Origin of the sequence: Bathymodiolus heckerae thiotrophic gill symbiont, assembly GCF_900180345.1 — a bacterium.
Lineage (GTDB): Bacteria > Pseudomonadota > Gammaproteobacteria > PS1 > Pseudothioglobaceae > Thiodubiliella.
In genome coordinates, this window is sequence record NZ_FXLV01000027.1 from 1 (window position 1) to 19,578 (window position 19,578).

Annotated in this window: 20 protein-coding genes; 3 read left to right on the plus strand and 17 right to left on the minus strand. The window is 39.5% G+C overall.

Annotated elements, in window-relative coordinates; all coding sequences use genetic code 11:
• Nucleotides 1-165 precede the first annotated feature (165 nt).
• The 5 genes from alaS to relB are packed head-to-tail and all read right to left on the minus strand — an operon-like array spanning nt 166 to nt 4,683.
• On the minus strand, nt 166-2,763 hold the full coding sequence (alaS, locus tag CRYPD_RS04450) for an alanine--tRNA ligase (RefSeq protein ID WP_138146400.1): 2,598 nt from the start codon (nt 2,761-2,763) through the stop codon (nt 166-168).
• A gap of 31 nt (nt 2,764-2,794) precedes the next feature.
• Nucleotides 2,795-3,403 (minus strand): L-threonylcarbamoyladenylate synthase, encoded by a 609-nt coding sequence (locus CRYPD_RS04455; protein WP_138146417.1) that lies wholly within the window; start codon nt 3,401-3,403, stop codon nt 2,795-2,797.
• Nucleotides 3,403-4,227 (minus strand): PHP domain-containing protein, encoded by an 825-nt coding sequence (locus CRYPD_RS04460; RefSeq protein ID WP_138146401.1) that lies wholly within the window; start codon nt 4,225-4,227, stop codon nt 3,403-3,405. Before CRYPD_RS04460 ends, CRYPD_RS04455 begins: the two co-directional genes overlap by 1 nt.
• Nucleotides 4,227-4,481 (minus strand): type II toxin-antitoxin system RelE family toxin, encoded by a 255-nt coding sequence (locus tag CRYPD_RS04465; RefSeq protein ID WP_171004318.1) that lies wholly within the window; start codon nt 4,479-4,481, stop codon nt 4,227-4,229. The genes CRYPD_RS04460 and CRYPD_RS04465 overlap by 1 nt, the downstream gene beginning before the upstream one ends.
• Nucleotides 4,474-4,683: a type II toxin-antitoxin system RelB family antitoxin gene (gene relB / locus CRYPD_RS04470; RefSeq protein ID WP_138146403.1), complete on the minus strand. Its 210-nt coding sequence runs from the start codon at nt 4,681-4,683 to the stop codon at nt 4,474-4,476. The genes CRYPD_RS04465 and relB overlap by 8 nt, the downstream gene beginning before the upstream one ends.
• A 114-nt stretch (nt 4,684-4,797) precedes the next feature.
• On the opposite strand from relB, the gene glmS reads away from it, so the two are divergent.
• On the plus strand, nt 4,798-6,636 hold the full coding sequence (gene glmS / locus CRYPD_RS04475; protein WP_138146404.1) for a glutamine--fructose-6-phosphate transaminase (isomerizing): 1,839 nt from the start codon (nt 4,798-4,800) through the stop codon (nt 6,634-6,636).
• 14 nt (nt 6,637-6,650) lie between these two features.
• On the opposite strand, the gene CRYPD_RS04480 is transcribed toward glmS, so the two are convergent.
• The 12 genes from CRYPD_RS04480 to lptG form a co-directional block, all read right to left on the minus strand.
• Nucleotides 6,651-8,087: a TolC family protein gene (locus CRYPD_RS04480; RefSeq protein ID WP_138146405.1), complete on the minus strand. Its 1,437-nt coding sequence runs from the start codon at nt 8,085-8,087 to the stop codon at nt 6,651-6,653.
• Entirely contained in the window at nt 8,077-8,373 is a 297-nt protein-coding gene (locus tag CRYPD_RS04485) for a helix-turn-helix domain-containing protein (RefSeq protein ID WP_138146406.1), read from the minus strand. The genes CRYPD_RS04480 and CRYPD_RS04485 overlap by 11 nt, the downstream gene beginning before the upstream one ends.
• Before the next feature lie 99 nt (nt 8,374-8,472).
• Complete coding sequence (gene galU / locus CRYPD_RS04490) at nt 8,473-9,306, minus strand: UTP--glucose-1-phosphate uridylyltransferase GalU (RefSeq protein ID WP_138146407.1); 834 nt, start codon at nt 9,304-9,306, stop codon at nt 8,473-8,475.
• On the minus strand, nt 9,306-10,505 hold the full coding sequence (locus CRYPD_RS04495; RefSeq protein ID WP_138146408.1) for a glucose-6-phosphate isomerase: 1,200 nt from the start codon (nt 10,503-10,505) through the stop codon (nt 9,306-9,308). The genes galU and CRYPD_RS04495 overlap by 1 nt, the downstream gene beginning before the upstream one ends.
• 16 nt (nt 10,506-10,521) lie before the next feature.
• Entirely contained in the window at nt 10,522-12,252 is a 1,731-nt protein-coding gene (locus CRYPD_RS04500) for a phosphoethanolamine transferase (RefSeq protein ID WP_138146409.1), read from the minus strand.
• Nucleotides 12,231-12,974 (minus strand): 5'/3'-nucleotidase SurE, encoded by a 744-nt coding sequence (surE, locus tag CRYPD_RS04505; protein WP_138146410.1) that lies wholly within the window; start codon nt 12,972-12,974, stop codon nt 12,231-12,233. The genes CRYPD_RS04500 and surE overlap by 22 nt, the downstream gene beginning before the upstream one ends.
• Nucleotides 12,975-13,136: 162 nt before the next feature.
• Nucleotides 13,137-13,283, minus strand: a complete 147-nt coding sequence (locus CRYPD_RS07955; protein ID WP_171004319.1) for a hypothetical protein — start codon at nt 13,281-13,283, stop codon at nt 13,137-13,139.
• 82 nt (nt 13,284-13,365) lie between these two features.
• A complete protein-coding gene (locus tag CRYPD_RS07960; RefSeq protein WP_171004320.1) occupies nt 13,366-13,512 on the minus strand; it encodes a hypothetical protein in 147 nt (48 codons plus the stop codon).
• A gap of 1 nt (nt 13,513) precedes the next feature.
• Entirely contained in the window at nt 13,514-13,684 is a 171-nt protein-coding gene (locus tag CRYPD_RS04510; RefSeq protein ID WP_138146411.1) for a ribbon-helix-helix domain-containing protein, read from the minus strand.
• Between the two features lie 37 nt (nt 13,685-13,721).
• Complete coding sequence (clpA, locus tag CRYPD_RS04515; protein ID WP_138146412.1) at nt 13,722-15,941, minus strand: ATP-dependent Clp protease ATP-binding subunit ClpA; 2,220 nt, start codon at nt 15,939-15,941, stop codon at nt 13,722-13,724.
• Nucleotides 15,942-15,961: 20 nt separating this feature from the next.
• Nucleotides 15,962-16,261: an ATP-dependent Clp protease adapter ClpS gene (clpS, locus tag CRYPD_RS04520; protein WP_138146413.1), complete on the minus strand. Its 300-nt coding sequence runs from the start codon at nt 16,259-16,261 to the stop codon at nt 15,962-15,964.
• Nucleotides 16,262-16,274: 13 nt separating this feature from the next.
• Nucleotides 16,275-17,357 (minus strand): LPS export ABC transporter permease LptG, encoded by a 1,083-nt coding sequence (gene lptG / locus CRYPD_RS04525; RefSeq protein WP_138146414.1) that lies wholly within the window; start codon nt 17,355-17,357, stop codon nt 16,275-16,277.
• 33 nt (nt 17,358-17,390) lie between these two features.
• Between lptG and guaA the strand changes: the two genes are divergently transcribed.
• Both guaA and tadA read left to right on the plus strand, forming a co-directional pair.
• Nucleotides 17,391-18,965 carry a glutamine-hydrolyzing GMP synthase gene (gene guaA, locus CRYPD_RS04530; RefSeq protein WP_138146415.1) on the plus strand — a complete coding sequence of 525 codons (1,575 nt, stop codon included), beginning with the start codon at nt 17,391-17,393 and terminating at the stop codon, nt 18,963-18,965.
• Complete coding sequence (tadA, locus tag CRYPD_RS04535) at nt 18,965-19,438, plus strand: tRNA adenosine(34) deaminase TadA (RefSeq protein WP_138146416.1); 474 nt, start codon at nt 18,965-18,967, stop codon at nt 19,436-19,438. Before guaA ends, tadA begins: the two co-directional genes overlap by 1 nt.
• The last annotated feature ends 140 nt before the right edge of the window (nt 19,439-19,578 follow it).

Below are 19,578 nucleotides of genomic sequence, written 5' to 3' on the forward strand. Positions count from 1 at the left end.
ATTTTTTATCAGCAAAACGACCAAGAAAGATAGGGTATTTTATCAAAATCTGGTTGATTTGTCTGTGATATATTGTGGTTTTATTGTTATAAATCAGTTTGTTGTGTGGTTTTTAAGGGTTGACTAATTACAATAAAAAACCCACGAAAGTGGGTTTTTTATTGGTTAAATTAACCCTTTAACTGATGCCAGTGCTTCCTCTATTTTGCTAGGGTTTGTACCACCGCCTTGTGCCATATCAGCACGACCGCCGCCTTTACCACCGACTTGCTGGGCAACATAATTAAGAATTTTTCCAGCTTGATATTTGTCGGTTAAATCTTTGGTAACGGCGGCGACTAAAGAGACTTTTTTGCCATTTATCACTGCGAGAACGATAATAGCAGAACCCAGTTTGTCTTTGAGTTTGTCGGCAATATTGCGCAGATCTTTGCCGCTTACACCATTTACAACACTGGCGAGTAATTTAATGCCGTTTACTTGTTGCGCTTGGCTGACCAAATCATCGCCTTGGTTGCTGGCGAGTTGTTTTTGGAATGAGGCGAGTTGTTTTTCTAGGGTTTTTTGGTGTTCAATCAATTGTGCCACCTTTTCCACAACTTGGGCGTTGCTTGACTTAGTCATCTGTGCAATTTGACTCAAACGGTCTTGTGTATGATTATCAAATTGATACGCATCGTAACCCGTGACTGCCTCAATACGACGCACACCAGCAGATACACCGCCTTCTGAGGTAATTCTAAACAGCCCAATATCACCCAGTTGATTAACATGCGTGCCGCCGCATAATTCCACTGAAAAATCATCTTTACCCATGGTGAGAACGCGCACAGTGTCGCCGTATTTCTCACCAAATAATGCCATTGCGCCTTTCTTTTTGGCGCTGTCAATATCAGTAACATCGGTGTGTACTTTGGTGTTGCCTAGAATTTTTCGATTAACGATGCTTTCAATCTTATCAAGGTCTGATTTGGCAATCATTTCATCGTGTGAAAAATCAAAACGCAGTTTTTCACTGTCAACCAATGAGCCTTTTTGGGCAACTGTTTCACCCAAAACTGTCCGTAATGCGGCGTGCAATAAATGTGTGGCTGAGTGGTTTCTGGCAATGCGTTTTCGGGCTTTTTTATCAACTTTCGCCTCCATCACAACGCCGACTTTTAGCACGCCTTCGCTTAGCACGCCATGATGCTCAAACGCACCTGATTTTTGTTTTTGCGTTCTGTCTACTGCAAATACAGCCGTGGTGCTTGTAAGCGTGCCAGCATCGCCAACTTGACCACCTGATTCAGCATAAAAACTAGAGCTTGCTAACACCACAATCGCTCGTTCACCTGTATTAATGCTTTCAACCAATTCCCCTTCTTGCACAATAGCTCGCACGGTAGAGGCATTTTCTAATTGCTCGTAACCCACAAATTCAGTGGCTCCACTGATTGCCACGCCTTGTTGGGTAGTTTTAAAATCGCCTGCTTGCCTAGCACGGTCTCTTTGCTTGGTCATTTCAACTTCAAAACCTGTCATATCAATGGTTAAATTATGCTCTCGTGCCACATCAGCAGTTAAATCTGCTGGAAAACCGTAAGTGTCGTAAAGTTTAAACACGACTGTACCATCAATTTCACTGCCTTTAAGCTGGACAATTGCCTCGGTTAAAATCCCCATGCCTTGATCTAGCGTCTGGGCAAATCGCTGTTCTTCTCGTTTTAATACTTTCTCAACAATCGCCAATACTTTTTTCAATTCTGGGTAAGCATCTTTGAGTTCTAACGCCAAAACTGGCGCTAAACGATAGAAAAATACTTTATTAATACCAATTGTATGCCCATGACGAATCGCGCGGCGAATAATACGACGCAACACATAACCTCTGCCTTCGTTCGATGGAATAACACCATCAACAATCATAAATGCTGTGGAGCGAATATGGTCGGCAACCACACGCACTGAGGCGTTATCTTGTTTGATGTTGCTGTCTTTTGGCGTTAATTCAACAATGGCTTTGATTAATGATTTGAAGCCATCGGTATCGTAATTGTTATTTTTATGTTGCAATACGGCTGCTAGTCTCTCAAGCCCCATTCCTGTGTCCACACAAGGCGCATCAAGTGGTTTTAAATAACCGTCTTCTTGTTTGTCGTATTGAGTAAAAACCAAATTCCAAATTTCAATATACCGGTCGCCATCTTCATCGGCGTGACCAGGTGGCCCACCAGCAATGTCTTCGCCGTGGTCGTAGAATATTTCACTACAAGGGCCACAAGGGCCAGTGTCGCCCATTTGCCAGAAATTATCTTTAGCACCACAACGGGAAATGTGGTTCTTTGGAAAACCAATTTCATTTACCCAAATATTCTCTGCCTCGTCATCTTCTTCAAACACACTAACCCAAAGCTTTTCTTTAGGCAGCCCAAGTTCAATGGTTAAAAATTCCCAAGCATATTTAATCGCCTCACGCTTGAAATAATCACCAAAGGAAAAGTTGCCCAACATTTCAAAGAAAGTATGATGACGGGCAGTATAGCCTACATTTTCTAAATCGTTGTGTTTACCACCAGCCCGCACACATCGCTGGCAACTCACTGCACGCGTGTAGGGGCGTTTTTCCACACCACTGAACACATCTTTAAATGGCACCATGCCCGCATTAACGAACAATAAAGTTTTGTCATTATGTGGAATCAATGAGGTGCTCGGCTCAATAGTATGCCCTTTTGAGGCGTAAAAATCTAGGAATTTTTGTCTAATTTGTGCAGTTTTCATAAGGAAAACGAGGTCAATATAAAACGCCTAATTATATATTAGTGTCGCCTGCACCTTGACGGATAATTTCAACACTACCTGACGATAAATCAATCACTGTGGTTGGCTCTGGCGGACAACAGCCATCATCAATAATTATATCCACCTGATTTTCTAGCACCTCACGCACATCATTAATATCATAAAAATCATGACCTTCAAGAATAAGAGAAACGCTCATTAACGGTGCTTCAAGCGCATCGAGAATGGCTTGCACCACGCCATGTGTAGAAATCCTCAAACCAATGGTTTTTTTCTTAGGGTGTAATAGGCGTTTTGGCACATCGCGTGTGCCTTGCAAAATAAAGGTATAAGCCCCTGGTAAAATTTTTTTCAATAAACGAAATGCGTTATTGTCAAGTTTAGCATATTCGCCGATATGAGAGAGATCACGCATCATTAAAGTAAAATCATGGCGCTTAGACAAACTACGAATACGGCGAATTCGCTCCAACCCATTTTTATTTCCCAACACTGTACCCAGCGCATAGCCAGAATCAGTCGGATAAGCAATTATCCCATCAGCATTTAACTCATCCACCACTTGCTTTATCAGTCGCTGTTGTGGGTTTTTTGGGTGAATGGTTAATATTTGTGCCACTACCATTCGCTCCATAACGCCCTATTAGCATTAGGCAAATCTTTTAAAACTCCAATGCTCACTCTTTGATTATGCCACCCATGATAATCTGAGCCACAAGAATACAGTAAACCAACTTCATCTGCCCATTGAGATATTAACGCAATTTCTTCATTAGTACTATGTGCAGTAACCACTTCCACGCCGTCAAGCCCTGCATTAGACAAATGAGAAAGCATTCGTTGGACTTTAGTATTGGTCATTCGATAACGCAAAGGGTGCGCCAATACTGCCACACCGCCAGCCGCATGAATCCACGCAATGACTTCGTCAAACTCTGCCCATTTTCCGCCCACACCACCAGGTTTCTTGCCCGTTAAAAATCGTCTAAAAACACTTTTTATATCTTTGCAAACACCTTCTTGAACCAGCATTTGTGCAAAATGCGTGCGTGTTAGCATATCGGTTTTAGCAAGTGCTTTGGTTTTTTCCAACGCACCCACAACCCCCGCACCGCTCAAACCTCGTGCCATTTTCTCAGCTCTGAGCTTGCGAAAATCTTGATGTTGTTTTAGCCCTGCTTGCAAGACTGGGTTGTCTTTGTCAATATTCAGCCCAACAATATGAACAGTCATATTACTCCACATAGCTGAAACTTCAACCCCGTGAATGAGTTTAATCTGCTGATTATTCGCCTCTTGTTGCGCCTCAGCCAGTCCATCGGTCGTGTCATGGTCGGTCAGTGCAAACACCCCGCAGCCAGATTCTTTTGCTAGACGCACCACTGCACTAGGCGATAAAACGCCATCGGAATAATAAGAATGGTTGTGTAGGTCAATAATCATTATTTGTAAATATTTTTCCTGTGTTTGATTTTGACGACAAAAACTGTAATTTCTTCATCATTAATTTCATACAGCACTCTGTAATTGCCAACTCCATATCGATAATAAGGAGATAAATTTCCCACTAATTTCTTGCCTAAATGGGGGTTTTCTACTAGTTTTGTTTTGACGGATTTAATAATTCTAGCTTGCCAGCTTTTGTTAATCTTTCTTAAATCTTTGATAACTTTGTCATCAAATGATAACCTATACATCAAGTGCTTTTTCTAATTCTTCCACGCTAATAAAATTACGATTTGAGTCTTTGGCGCGACTTTGCACTTCATAATAATCTACCATATCATCCAAATAATTTTCCAACGCCTCTTTTACAAAAAAACTTTTAGGTCGTTTGGTGGCACTTGCCAGCCCATCTAGTTTATCTTGCGTCTGTTTATCCAGTCTTACTGATAACATTTTTTATCCTCCATTTATTCTTCTTGTATGACAAGTATTACATATCCATCAAGAAAAGTCAATACAACGGCAATACTGATTATAATTTCCCTAAACTAAATATAATAAAATTTTATGTGCGGAATCGTTGGCGGTATTACTAAAAATAACATTACACCCCTCTTAGTTGATGGGCTGAAACGCTTAGAATATCGGGGTTATGATTCGGCAGGTCTGGTTGTTTTAACCAGTAAAAATATATTGCAGCGTGTTCGTGCAGCGGGCAAAGTTGTTAATCTCGAAAACAGTATTAGTCCAGAGGTTAATGGCATGATTGGCATTGCACACACTCGCTGGGCAACACATGGCAAGCCTACCATAAAAAACGCCCATCCACATATTTGCAATAACAATGTCGGTGTAGTGCATAACGGTATTATTGAGAATTTTTTAGCACTCAAAACGCAGCAACAAGCACAAGGCTATCATTTTACTTCGGACACAGATACCGAAGTTATTGCCCACGGCATTCACCAAGCCTTAAAAAATTGCGATACTCTGCTACAAGCAGTACAACAAGCGGTTACCTTGTTCCAAGGTGCATATGGTATTGGGGCAATTTCCCCTAAAAATCCAGGGCATATTATTGCCACTAGAAGTGGCTCACCCTTGGTAATTGGACTCAGTGATAAAGGCAACTTTATCGCCTCTGACCAAATGGCATTATTAGACATTACCAAAAAATTCATCTTTCTAGAAGAAGGTGATATTGCCGATATTACGCTAGATTCTGTTACTATTTTCGATAAGAATGGCAAGCAAGTAGAGCGAGAAATTAAAATTTCTAAACTCAAAAGTGGGCAAGTTTCAAAAGGTGAATACACGCACTATATGCAAAAAGAGATTTTCGAGCAGCCTCAGGCGATTAGAGATACGCTAGAATCTCGTATTAGCAAAAACAAAGTACTGACGAGCGCATTTGGACACAATGCAAAAACAATATTTCAAAACACCGAACACATTCAGATTATTGCTTGTGGAACGAGTTATAACGCAGGTTTAGTGGCTAAATACTGGCTAGAAGACATTGCAAAAATCCCAACTCATATCGAAGTCGCTAGTGAATACCGCTATCGCAACCCTATTATTTTAGACAATACTTTGTTCATCACAATTTCCCAAAGTGGCGAAACAGCAGATACTTTAGAAGCACTTAAAGCGGTAAAAAAACGCAATAAAAACATTCACTCTCTCACCATTTGTAATAGTGCTGAATCAAGCCTAACACGAGAATCAGAGCTCACTTTTTTAACCCATGCTGGCCCTGAAATTGGCGTGGCCAGCACCAAAGCATTCACCACACAATTGGTGTCATTGGCACTTTTATCGGTCGCCATTGGCAGATGTCATAACCAAGTATCAGAACAACAAGAGGCAGTCATTGTCGATGGATTTAATCAGTTGCCTAACTTGATTGCCAAAGCATTAGAACAAGAAGACCAGATTATTAAACTCGCCAAAACCTTCAAAGACAAATTTAATGCTTTATTCTTAGGCAGGGGTGCTATGCACGCAATCGCCATGGAGGGTGCGCTTAAACTCAAAGAAATTAGTTACATTCACGCCGAAGCTTACCCCGCAGGAGAGCTCAAACATGGTCCCATTGCCCTAATTGATAAAGACACGCCTGTTATTGCCATAGCACCAAACGATGAATTACTAGACAAACTAAAATCCAACTTACAAGAAGTCAAATCTCGTGGCTCACAAATGATTGTGTTTGAAGACGAAACATCAAATGTTATGCCAATGGATGGTATGGATATTATTCCAATTACCCACAATCTTGGACGCATTACTGCGCCGATTATCTTCACCATCCCTCTGCAACTGCTCAGTTACCATATAGCATTAATCAAAGGCACGGATGTCGATCAACCTCGCAATCTTGCCAAGTCAGTTACTGTTGAGTAAAAACCGCTTTAGCACTATCTGGTATCTGGCAACACCCTATCTAACTTATTGTTATAAGCAAGTAGATTTTTTTGGTAATCTGCCAATACTGCAATATAATCCAACTCAACATCGCGCTTGTTGTGATAAACATCAATCAGCATTTCAATTGTGATTGCCTTATCCAAGTATTCTTTAAATGCTAAATTAACTTCATTTTCCACATTAACTCTTAGTTTTTGATAATCATCAAGCGCTTTTTTTGTCAATTCTAAGCCAACAACCAACGCCTGTGCATCTGAGTTTATATCATTTAATTTATTATCATAATCTATATTGAGTTTTCTCAAATTTAATTTTGCCACTCTAACATTTTTTTGATTATCCACATCTGCACCAATCGGCATACTAAATTTAAGGCCTGCGGTATAAAGAATGCTCTCACTTTGATATTTCGTGGTCATTGTATTACCCTTATTATCATTTTTTTCAGCACTAATACTAAAATCTAATTTATAAAGAGACTGGTTATTGTGATAAGCCAAATCAATCTCTTTTAAACGCTTGTCAATCTCAAGTTTTAACAAAGCCCGCACATTGTGGCGTAAATATTGGGTTAAATCAGGCAAAATTTTCGGGCGTTTATCGGTATTTATTCTAGGCTTTTCAGACCACAAACTAGGGTCGTTTAATGCCACTACCAACGCTTTTTTCAAAGATTGTAATTGAGCATTATTATTTGACGCATCTTGACTAGCACGCAAAATAACCGTATTTAGCTTTAATTTACCCTTTAATTGATTGGCTTTAATCGCCTTTAACGATTGTCTATAATTTTGATAAATTTCAGACTTTTTTTGATAAGAATTCCAATCAATATACTGCTTCAAGCGATCCACCAAAAACTTCTCTTGAGCATCATCAAAATCAAGTTTTTCTCGTTTTAAATCTAAAATGTCCCGATGATAGGTTTTCAGACTCTCCGCATTGCCATCATGTTTTAACAACGGATATTTATAACTAATTGTATAAATATTATCAAAAGTCGTAATGTTATATTCAGCATTTTTGCCCGTATAAATTTTATCTTGCTTATAACGCGTTATATCGGTATTTGGAATTGAGCGCTTAGCTTTAATCGTCAGCACAGAAGGATTGCTTAAAAACTTCTTCCGAGTTACTATTCCAATGGATTTACTGCTTTTAAGGCGATGTTTCTCGTAAAGTTTTGTGGAGGTAGTATCTTTCTCTATATCGTAATAACTGTTTGATACCGAGGCCGTTAAATTGGTATTCCAATCCGCATAACTATCCCTGCTAGCATCCAATTCAATTTGTTTAATCGTTACATAAATTTGGTCTTTTTCAAAATTTGCATCTTGATTTAATACTTTTTTAACAAAATCTTGCTCAGTTAACGCCAAAGCATTAACGCCAATTAAAAATAAAAAGATAGCAATGCTATTTTTCATCTTTTTCTCTATCTATATCGGCAGAATAATTGACAGACGGCTCGTTAATAGCCATCTCAAAACTAAGTGTAAATTCAGAAAAGGAATAATTAAGCACTTGACAGATTTGATGCGTTTCTACCAAATCAAGCAAACGATCACCATTTTCATACTTACTAACAAAGGATTGTGGCTTCTGTAACTGTGTTGCCAATTGCTTCTGCGTCATATTTTGATATTTTCTAGCGCTAACCAGCAAGCCTCTTACAACTTCTCGACGCTTATCAAATGGGTTCCTTTTACTCATTTTTGCCATTCTAATTTAAAATAATAAATATCCTATTACAGGATGTTTAAAAAACAATAAAAGAGGTGTGTTTATTTAATGCCGAGTTAATAGCTGGAGTTACAATAACTTTTCTGCAAAAGCGTTAGTTGCTTTGACAAAGCCTTTCACACTACCACAGTCAAAGCGTTTGCCCTGAAATTGATAAGCGATAACTTTGCCTTTTTTAGCCAGTGTCATTAGTGCATCGGTAATTTGAATTTCGCCATTTTTATCGGGCTGGGTATTTTCCAAAACGGTAAAAATATCTGGGGTAAGAATATAGCGACCAATAATCGCTAAATTAGTCGGCGCTGCTTCTGGGCTTGGTTTTTCTACCATATTATGCACAAGCCAAGTGTTGTTTGAGTCACTTAGTAACTCACCATCAATCACACCATATTTATCCACTGCATCCATTGGCACTGCTTCAATTGCCACGATACAACAATCAGGGTGCTGGGTGTGCAGTTTAGTCATTTGTAATAACACCGAATCGTCATCATTGGTGCATAAATCATCTGGCAAAATCACCGCAAATGGTTTATTGCCAATTAATGACTTTCCAGTATAAATCGCATGCCCCAATCCCAACATTTCCTGCTGCTCAATATAAGCAAAATCACACTGTTTGATAATCTGATTAACCTCATCTAATAAAGGCTCTTTGGCAGTACCTTGAATGCTGGACTCAATTTCTAGGTGTGGTTTAAAATGATTTTCAATGGCTTGTTTGTGCTTGCTGGTAACCATTGCCATAGTGCGAATACCCGCACTCATCGCCTCCTCCACGCCATATTGAATCAATGGCTTAGTGAGAATTGGTAACATTTCCTTAGGAATAGCCTTGGTGACAGGTAAAAAGCGTGTGCCGTAGCCTGCAACTGGGAAAAGACATTTATGAATAACAGACATTAGTGCTCTAAGCTTTCTTTAAGAATAACCTTACCTCTCTCCACGCCGGGTTGGTTGTAGGTGTTAATTTGCAAGAATTGACCGATAGCAGAAACCAACAATTGATAAGTAAACATCAGTTTGGCAATGTTATATTCATCCACCGTGGAAATCGTTACCACATCGCAAGGGATATCTGCTTGCTCTTCGACCAATTGAATGATGGCGTCGGCTTGTTTATTCAGAAGGTCATTAAAACTCAGCCCTTCAGCGTATTCTAAACCTAAATTTTTATCCCTAGATTTGGGAATGATGGTATTGTCTTTTAGGTCGGAAATTTTAATAAAAGTAACGGTTTTATCACGCACACCATCGATAATTAATTGCAAAAAACTGTGCTGGTCTACTGGGCCTATCAGCGCTATGGGTGTTAGCGCTTGTCGTGTGCAGTTAATGTTGAGCTTGCCCAAACTCTCTGCCCAAAGTTGTACATACCATTTATTAAAGCCCTCAAGCGAAGAGGAGTAAGAAAAAATCGCATTAATATTAAAACGCCCTTTGTTTTCTACCAAAAACCGTGCTTTTCTAATAATCGGCTGATAATAATCTTTTTGCATAAAAAAACTATCTGATACACGCTTGGCGCCATTCAACAGATTATCAATATCTACACCTACCATCGCAAGTGGCACTAAGCCAACCACGCTAAATACAGAAAAACGCCCACCAACATTCTCAGGCAACTCAAAGGCTTTAATATGATTGTCCTGAGCAAATTTGGTTAACTTGGTTTCTGCCTCAGAAATAATGGTGCAATTATCATTGTTAATCTCAACCAAAGCACTCAAATACTTAAATAAGCTGATGGTTTCAATGGTATTACCTGATTTTGAAATCACCACAAAATGCGCATCACCAAGCTCAAGTTTGACTAAGCAGTGATTGATTTTAAGCGGGTCAATCGTTTCTAAAAAGACCAAATCTTTTTGATAATGATTTGATGGCAACAAAAACTCATAAATTGCTCTAGCGCCCAAACTTGAGCCACCAATGCCAAGCACAACAATATGCTGCTTGGTAATACTCGAGGCGTACTCTTTAATATCATGGGTATCCTGATAAGGCAAATGGTAATAACCAATCGTCTTTCGTTCGTCCTTAATGCGTTGAAAAATATCATCATTCGAATGAATTTGGTAGAAGTTTTTGTTATATTCCATACGATTTAATTATAAACTATTTAAGTTCTAAACCACGATTAGTAAATATTTGCTGATATTTCTTATCCCAATCCTGAAAACGAATGGTTCGTTTGCCATCAGGAAGCGTTACACTCATTTTTTCAAAATCAATGATGTAAAAGCTCAAATCAGGGTTTACCAACACTGCATTAGGGCTATTATACAGGGTGGGCATATACTGGCTCACAACCCTAAGTCGCTCTGGGTTTTGCATATCAAGCAAAGATTTTCCGTTAATATTTGAATGAGGTTTCATACCAATAATAGCCAAAATACTGGGCACAATATCCGCTTGTGAAATAGGCAAATCTTGATTACTCAGCAACTGACGATAGTGTGATTTTGGTGCAGAAACCAGTAACGGATTATGAATGGTGTTTAGGTGTGGGTCTTGGTTAAACTTGCCTGCCTTGCCGCCCAACCCTTGCCCATGGTCGGTAGAATAAAACACCCAGCTATCAGGATATTGTTTGCGCATTTTGTTAATCACTACGGCTAAATAATCATCGGTTTTAACCACCGTATTATCATACGCATTGATGGAATTTGGCGGTCCTTCAGGCAAGAATTTTTTATGCTCATAGGTGCTGTGTGTTGCATACGGATAATGCGATCCATCCATTTGTAATACTAAGAAAAATGGTGGTTTTTTCTTAGAGACTTTGTCAATATAGGGCAAAGTAATTTCATTTAACACCTGCATATCATTGGCACCTTTATGCACAGAAGCATTTTTATACATAGTAACCCCATGCCAAAAATAATCCACATCGTTGTCCACAAATAAATCTTTAATATGCCCCCAGCGAGTATCTTGTGCGCTGATAAATGCAGTCGTATATCCGCGCGCTTTGGCATAGTTAAATACCGATGGTGTCTGATAAATTTTGCCCTGTGGGTCAATACCTTCTATACCCACCAGCATATACGGCACACTTAGGCGTGTGTGAGTGCCGATGCTCAGCGCATTGTTATATTTAATCAGTTTTTCATCAGCCTCAAGTTGTGCCAATTTAGGCGTGGTATCTCTTTCATAGCCATAAATACCCATCTGCGAAAGGGTCAAGGATTCGCCAATAATATAGACAATATTCGGTAGCTCGTCAATAGGCAGCTGACTGGGTGCAATAGGCGGTTTTTCATACTTAAATTCCAGCACTTGAATGCGTGACATTTGTAATAAGGTTGAATAATACGCCAACACTGAATTTTGAAAATTACTCACGCCATACCAGCTAAATGTGGTGAGTAAATACAACAACACAAAACCAATTACATTTAGACCATAACGCCATTTTACTACCCTAACTGGTGCTGTTAACAAACTCAATAAAGCATAAACTGACAATAAAATAATGCCAGATTTTAGATAATTAAACTGCGATAGCCACAACTCCAGCACCATTATTGGGTCTTGCGAAAATTCATAAAAACCAAAACTTGAAGCAAAACTACGATACACCTCATAATGCGATAACTGCACTAACATCGGCACGACTACTATCGCAAAAACAATATTTTTCCCAATTTTAGAGCGGCTAATAATTGGATTGAGAATAAATAGCAAAGACAACATTGCCAACGAAGTCAAACCGAAATTAACAAGCACACGCTTAATATCCCAGTGCTCCAACAGCCACAACAAATCGCGCACCACGAAAATATCCAACAAGTTCAAGCCAAGCCAGACCCAAAATATTGCTTTTATTTGACCGCTTGTAGCCATGTAGATATTGTGTCCATTTCGTTGTATTTGGTTAAATCAATTTGCAAGGGCGTTACCGACACAAAACGATTGGCAATCGCATGAAAATCTGTGCCAACGCCATTATCAGCCTCTTTACCATTCTCACCAATCCAAAACTTTGACATATCGTCTTTGTCCATCACACTTTTTTCCGATTGATGTCGTTTACCCAAACGCGTGGTTTGAAAGCCCTGAATATCCGCCAATGCAACATCTGGCACATTGATATTTAAAATGGTATCGTGTGATAATTGGGCATGAGAGATTTGTGCGACCAGCTGTTTAGCAATGACACCTGCCGTGTCAAAATTCTCTCCTTCCCAACTGGCAAGCGAAATCGCTAGAGAGGGTAACCCCAAAAATCGCCCTTCAATTGCCCCTGCTACTGTGCCAGAATAAATCACATCATCACCTAAATTTGACCCAAAATTAATCCCCGTTACCACTAAATCAAACGCCTCATCCAGCATCCCGCTAAGCGCCAAATGCACACAATCGCTCGGCGTAGCATCAACACTGTAAATATTTTTTTCGACTTCAATCGGTTGCAATGCTCGATTTAGCGTCAAAGAACTACTGGAGGCAGATTTGTTTTCATTTGGCGCAACCACCACAACTTCATGGTCTTGCGACAAATATTGTGCCAGTATTTTAATGCCTTGGGCATCAAAACCGTCGTCATTACTAATTAAAATTTTCATTTTGAATAAGTTTCATTGAGATCTTTGTATAAATAGGGATGATTAGCAAAATTCAATTTTTGTCAAATTGGTATTTTTTTAAACTCTGTCCTAGTAAGGCTAAGGCTGGGTTTCAATAATTCGTAAAGTTCTTTTAAATCTTGAAATATTTTTTTATATCGTTTAGAGACCTTTGCATAAATAGGGATGATTAGCAAAATTCAATTTTTGCCAGATTGGTGATTTTCTTAAACCTTGTCCTAGCAGGGCTAAGGCTGGGTTTAAAAAATTGCCAAGCGGGTGAAAAGTGGATTTTTGATGATTATTCATATTTATGCAAAGGTCTCGTTTACTTAGTTTTCTGATACGCTTATTAAAATGAGCAATTCTATAAATTTTATGCATCATACTCTTATTCAAATTCGGCAATCAATTCTTCTAAGGTGCCTTCGGTTTTACCCGCCTTAATTTCTCTAAGCGCAACGGTAAAGTCATCACAAATTTCTTGTGGTGTCCTGCCAACTTCAGGCCAATTATCTAAATTACTAGATTTTAACACTCTATTTAGAATCTAAATTAACTTCACTAACACCATATTCTTTACGCAATGCATTGATAATAACTTTTGAGCGTGAAACTTGATAGCCTTGTCGCTCTCTGTCAATCGCTGCTACCAAAGATTTTGGTATTCTAATACTAATTTGTTGGGTTTCTAATTGCAACATATCCATTAGTCTTTCTCCTAAGGGGAAAATTACAATTATATCACTATTGTATGACAATCGTAATTTTATCTTTTTTAACACCCACTTTTACTGTGCCACCATCAACCAATTTGCCAAATAATAATTCATCGGCCAACGGCTTGCGGATTTCTTTTTCTATCAAGCGTGACATAGGTCGTGCACCCATTTTAGCATCATAGCCATTCACAGAAAACCATTTTCTTGCCGTCTCAGATACAATCAAAGACACATTTTTATCCTCTAAAGTGGCTTCCAGCTCAAACAAGAATTTATTCACCACAAAAACAATGGTCTCTTTATTCAACGCATTGAAATAAATTACTTCAGACAGGCGATTTCTAAATTCTGGGGTAAACGATTTCTTCAATTCGCCTTCATAATCCAAAGAATGGTCTTGCTCGTTAAAACCAATTGATGCTCGCCCAACCGTTTGTGCGCCTGCGTTAGAGGTCATCACCAAAATCACATTGCTAAAATCAATTGCTCTGCCATTGGCATCCGTGAGTTTGCCATTGTCCATCACTTGCAACAACAAATTAAAAATATCAGGATGCGCTTTCTCAATCTCATCCAGCAACAAAACGGCGTATGGATTAGTATTAACCGCTTCTGTTAATAACCCGCCTTCATCGTAACCCACATAGCCTGGTGGCGAACCAATGAGCTTGGAAATCGAATGTCCCTCCCTGTATTCACTCATATCAAAACGCAATAATTTAACCCCCATAATACGAGCAAGTTGCTTGCAAATCTCAGTTTTTCCCACCCCTGTTGGTCCTGCAAATAAGAATGAACCCATCGGTTTGTTTTCATACGCCAAACCAGAACGAGAAAGTTTAATAGCAGTAGACAAACTCTCAACTGCCTTGTCTTGCCCAAACACGCCGAGTTTGAGTTCTGCTGCTAAATTTTTAAGTAACGATTTATCATCATTCGTTACTTGGCGTGATGGAATGCGTGCTAATTTGGCGACAATGTCTTCAATATCACCAACACCGATATTAATTTTTCGCTTAGATTTTGGCTGAATTTGCTGCAATGCGCCAACTTCGTCAATCACATCAATCGCCTTATCTGGCAGACGACGCTCATTCATATGACGATGTGAAAGCTCAACTGCACACACTAATGCCGCTTTTGAATATTTAACTTTATGATAATCTTGATAATATTTCTTCAAACCATGCAAAATCTTAATCGTATCCTCCACCGACGGCTCATCAATATCAATCTTTTGAAAGCGTCTTGAAAGTGCATGGTCTTTTTCAAAGATTTTCCGATATTCTTCATAAGTGGTAGAACCCATGCATTTAAGCGATCCGTCTGCCAATGCTGGCTTAAGTAGATTCGATGCATCCAACGCACTGCCGGACACGCTGCCAGCACCAATCATTGTGTGAATTTCATCAACAAACAAAATGGCGTGGGGGATTTTCTCTAAATCACTCAGCACCGATTTTAAGCGTTTTTCAAAATCCCCCCGATATTTCGTGCCTGCAATCAACACTCCAATATCTAATGAATAAATACTCGCTTGACTCAAAACCTCAGGCACTTTCCCATCAACAATCTGCTTGGCAATACCTTGTGCAATTGCAGTTTTGCCAACGCCTGCCTCACCAACCAATAAAGGATTATTCTTACGCCGCCTAGATAAAATCTGAATGGTTCTTAAAACCTCTTCTTCCCTACCTAGCAGAGGGTCAATTTTCCCCGTTGCTGCTTTCTCGCACAAATCAATTGTATAAGTTTCTAACGCACTTTTCTTGGCTTTTTTCGGATCAGATTCAACCTTAGGAATGTCTTCAACAAATACTGCCGTTTGTGCTGAAATCGCCTCCATTACTTCAAGGCGAGAAATGTTGTTAAGTTTTAGCAAATAAACCGCATACGACTCTTTCTCAGCAAAAATACTTACCAGCACATTCATTCCATGCACGATGTTCTTTTGTGCTGATTGTGCTTGATAAACACTGCGTTGCAGCACGCGCTGAAAACCAACGGTTGGCACAATATCAACTTCTGAGGTTGGTGGAATAAGTGGTGTATGCGAATCAATATGCTCCATCAACTCCGCACGCACTTCTTCAATATTAACCCGCTTGCTATACAAAAAACTCACCACTTCATCAATATTAAATAATGCGATGAGTAAGTGCTCCACCGTTACGAACTCCAAGCGGTTGTTCCGCGCTTGCGTCATAATGGTATTAATCTCTTGTTGTAAGCCTGCTTCAATCATCGCATTATTATACGAGACCTTTACACATCTAATTCACGAATAACACACATTAATGGTTGTTCGTTCTTTCGGGCAAAATCGATGACCTGTGATACTTTTGTTTGTGCCACATCGTGTGAATAAATACCGCACGCACCCTCGCCATCAATGTGAATTTTAAGCATAATAGCGTATGCAGTTTCTTCGGTTTTGGCAAAAAATTGTTGTAAAACTTCAACAACAAAATCCATAGCAGTGTAATCGTCATTAAGCAAAAACACCTGAAATCGCTTGGGTTTTTTAAGTTTTGACTTGGTTGTTTTGGTGAATATTTCTGGCATTATGATGTCCTATTTACCCTGCTGATTTCTTTTTTAATAAAAACAAGGCAATTGCCAAAACCACTAGCGTTGGCGCAGATACACTAAACAGTGGATCGTAGTCAAAACGCAGCGATATAACACTACCAATTCGTGAGGATAATTCAAAGAATAGGCTAATAACAACACCTAAAAATATCTTTTTACCCAAAGTTGCATCTCTAAGCGAGCCAAAGATAAACAACATTGACAATAATAGCATTGCAATTAAGGTTACTGGTTTGATTGCGCGTTTATACAGCTCAACTTCAAAGGCTTGTGAGGTTAAATTATTGTCTGCAAGAAAGCCAATATGTTGATACAATTCCCAACTAGATAGATCTCTAGGGTCTTTTTCCAAGGCTTCGATTGCGGTTTGATTAAATGAGACTTCGGTGCTATATTTTTGCTGGTTTTTCAATTGAATGTCTGTAAATTTTTCAGTTTGATTGAGTTGATAATGTTTGGTATTTTCAAGCGTTAAATGCTTGCCATCAAATATGGCTTTATCCGCATAAAGAGCTGCCTCTAGTTGATGGTTTTTGTCTAGCTGAATCAAAGTTACGCCGCCAAACACACGGCTATCAAAGTTTTTCTTAACATTAATAATAGTGTTGCCATTTTTAAGCCAAAACCCTTTTTGACTACTTGTAGACACACTACCTCCCAACGCTTTTGCCTTATAAAGATCAGAATATTGTGTGGACATTGGTGCAATAAACTCACCTAACAAAATCACCACAAAAATAAACATCAGCGCAATACTGACTACTTTCTGAGCAATTTGCACAATGGATGCCCCACACCCTCGGATAACAACCAATTGAGAAGTGGCAGCCAAATGCCCCAAACCTAGCAAACAACCCAGCAATATAATCACCGAAGAATGTGAATAAATAACTGCAGGCAAATCAGCTGCCACATAAATCACTGCTGACAAAAGCGTGTAGTTTTGTTGTCCGATTACATCAATCTCGTTAATAAAATTAAACAGCGCATAAATCCCCACCCAAACTGTCATCACAGTCAAAGTGTAAAAGAGGAGTGTTTTAGCAAGGTAGCGGTCTAAAATTTTCATTAAAATACAGTCTTCATTCAATCGGTAGTTATTATGGCAAATATTCACCACGATAAAATCCTTATTCTTGATTTTGGCTCACAATACACGCAACTCATTGCACGACGAGTGCGTGAAATCGGCGTTTATTGCGAATTATTGCCTTATGATGTTGGTGACAATTTTATCAAAAATTTCAACCCAAAAGGTATTATCCTTTCAGGCGGCCCTGACACCGTTATGCTAGACGATTCTGCCAGAGCACCACAAATCATCTTTGACCTTGGTGTACCAGTGTTTGGTATTTGCTATGGCATGCAAACCATGGCCACGCAACTCGGCGGACAAGCCATTTCAGCAGACAAGCACGAATACGGTTTTGCCAAAGTTCGTGCTCGCAATCATTCGCCATTACTGAGCGATATTAGTGATGAAATTAGTAGCGAAGGCCATGGTTTGCTAGATGTGTGGATGAGCCATGGCATTGAAGTCAAGCAATTACCAGATGGATTTAAGTTAATTGCCTCTACAGATAACTGTGATATAGCCGGATTTGCTAATGTCGAAAAACACTATTATGGCTTGCAATTCCACCCAGAAGTAACCCACACCAAACAAGGAATACACATTTTAGAACGCTTTGTGGCAGGCATTTGTGATTGTGAAAAAAACTGGACAACAGACAACATTATCTCAGACTTGATGCAAAATCTACAACACCAAATTGGCAACGGCAATGTTCTATTAGGGCTTTCAGGTGGGGTTGATTCATCTGTGGTAGCAGTTCTACTTCACGAGGCCATTGGCGACCAACTCACTTGCGTGTTTGTTGATAATGGCTTGTTACGCCTCAATGAAGGTGATGAAGTAATGAAAACCTTTGCCGAGAATATGGGGGTAAAAGTCATCCGTGCTAATGCTCAACAGAAATTCTACAAGGCTTTGGCAAATGAAAATGACCCCGAGAAAAAACGCAAAATCATCGGCCATGCTTTTATTGAGGTTTTTGAAGAAGAAGCACGCGACCTTGATGATATTAAATTCTTGGCACAAGGCACCATTTACCCTGATGTGATAGAATCAGCAGGTGCCGCTTCGGGTAAAGCCAAAGTTATCAAATCTCATCACAATGTTGGTGGCTTGCCCGAAGATTTGTCTTTTGAATTGGTTGAGCCATTGAAAGAATTATTTAAAGATGAAGTTAGGGAAATTGGCGTGAAACTCGGCATTCCTGCACATATGCTCTATCGCCACCCTTTTCCAGGTCCCGGATTGGGCGTGCGTATTTTGGGTCAAGTTAAAGAAGAATATGCTGATATTCTACGGGCAGCCGATGCTATTTTTATGCAAGAACTCTATAACCACGAGTTATACGATAAAGTCAATCAAGCCTTTGCCGTATTTTTACCCGTTAAATCAGTCGGTGTAACAGGTGATGAACGCCGTTATGATTTTGTTGTAGCACTTCGTGCTGTTGAAACCATTGATTTTATGACCGCTCGCTGGGCACACTTGCCCTACGATTTCCTAGATTTAGTCTCTAATCGCATTATGAACGAAATTCCTCGCATCTCTCGTGTCGTTTACGACATTTCAGGCAAACCCCCTGCCACCATCGAATGGGAATAATGAACAAGCAAGACTCGCTCAAAATACCAGATGAAAAATGGATGGCACTCGCCTTTGAACAAGCTTTACTTGCTCAAAAACTGGGAGAAGTGCCAGTTGGTGCAATTTTAATACACGAGGGGCAATTAATTGCCAGCGCACATAATCAACCTATCAGCAGCAACGACCCAACCGCCCATGCAGAAATACAACTGTTACGCAAAGCAGGGGCAGCATTAAACAATTATCGCCTACCAAATACCACCCTTTTTGTCACACTTGAGCCTTGTACTATGTGCTTAGGGGCGATGATTCATGCGCGTATATCTAAGGTGGTATTTGGTGCTTATGATGAAAAAACAGGCGTTTGTGGCTCTTGCCAAGACCTTGTAAATAGTCAATGTTTTAACCATTCTATTGAAACCCAAGGTGGCGTGCTTGCTGATGAATGTAAGCAATTGTTACAACAGTTTTTCCAACAGCGAAGACATTAATCCGGCAATTAAGTAGTCAACCCTTAAAAACCACACAACAAACTGATTTATAACAATAAAACCACAATATATCACAGACAAATCAACCAGATTTTGATAAAATACCCTATCTTTCTTGGTCGTTTTGCTGATAAAAAATG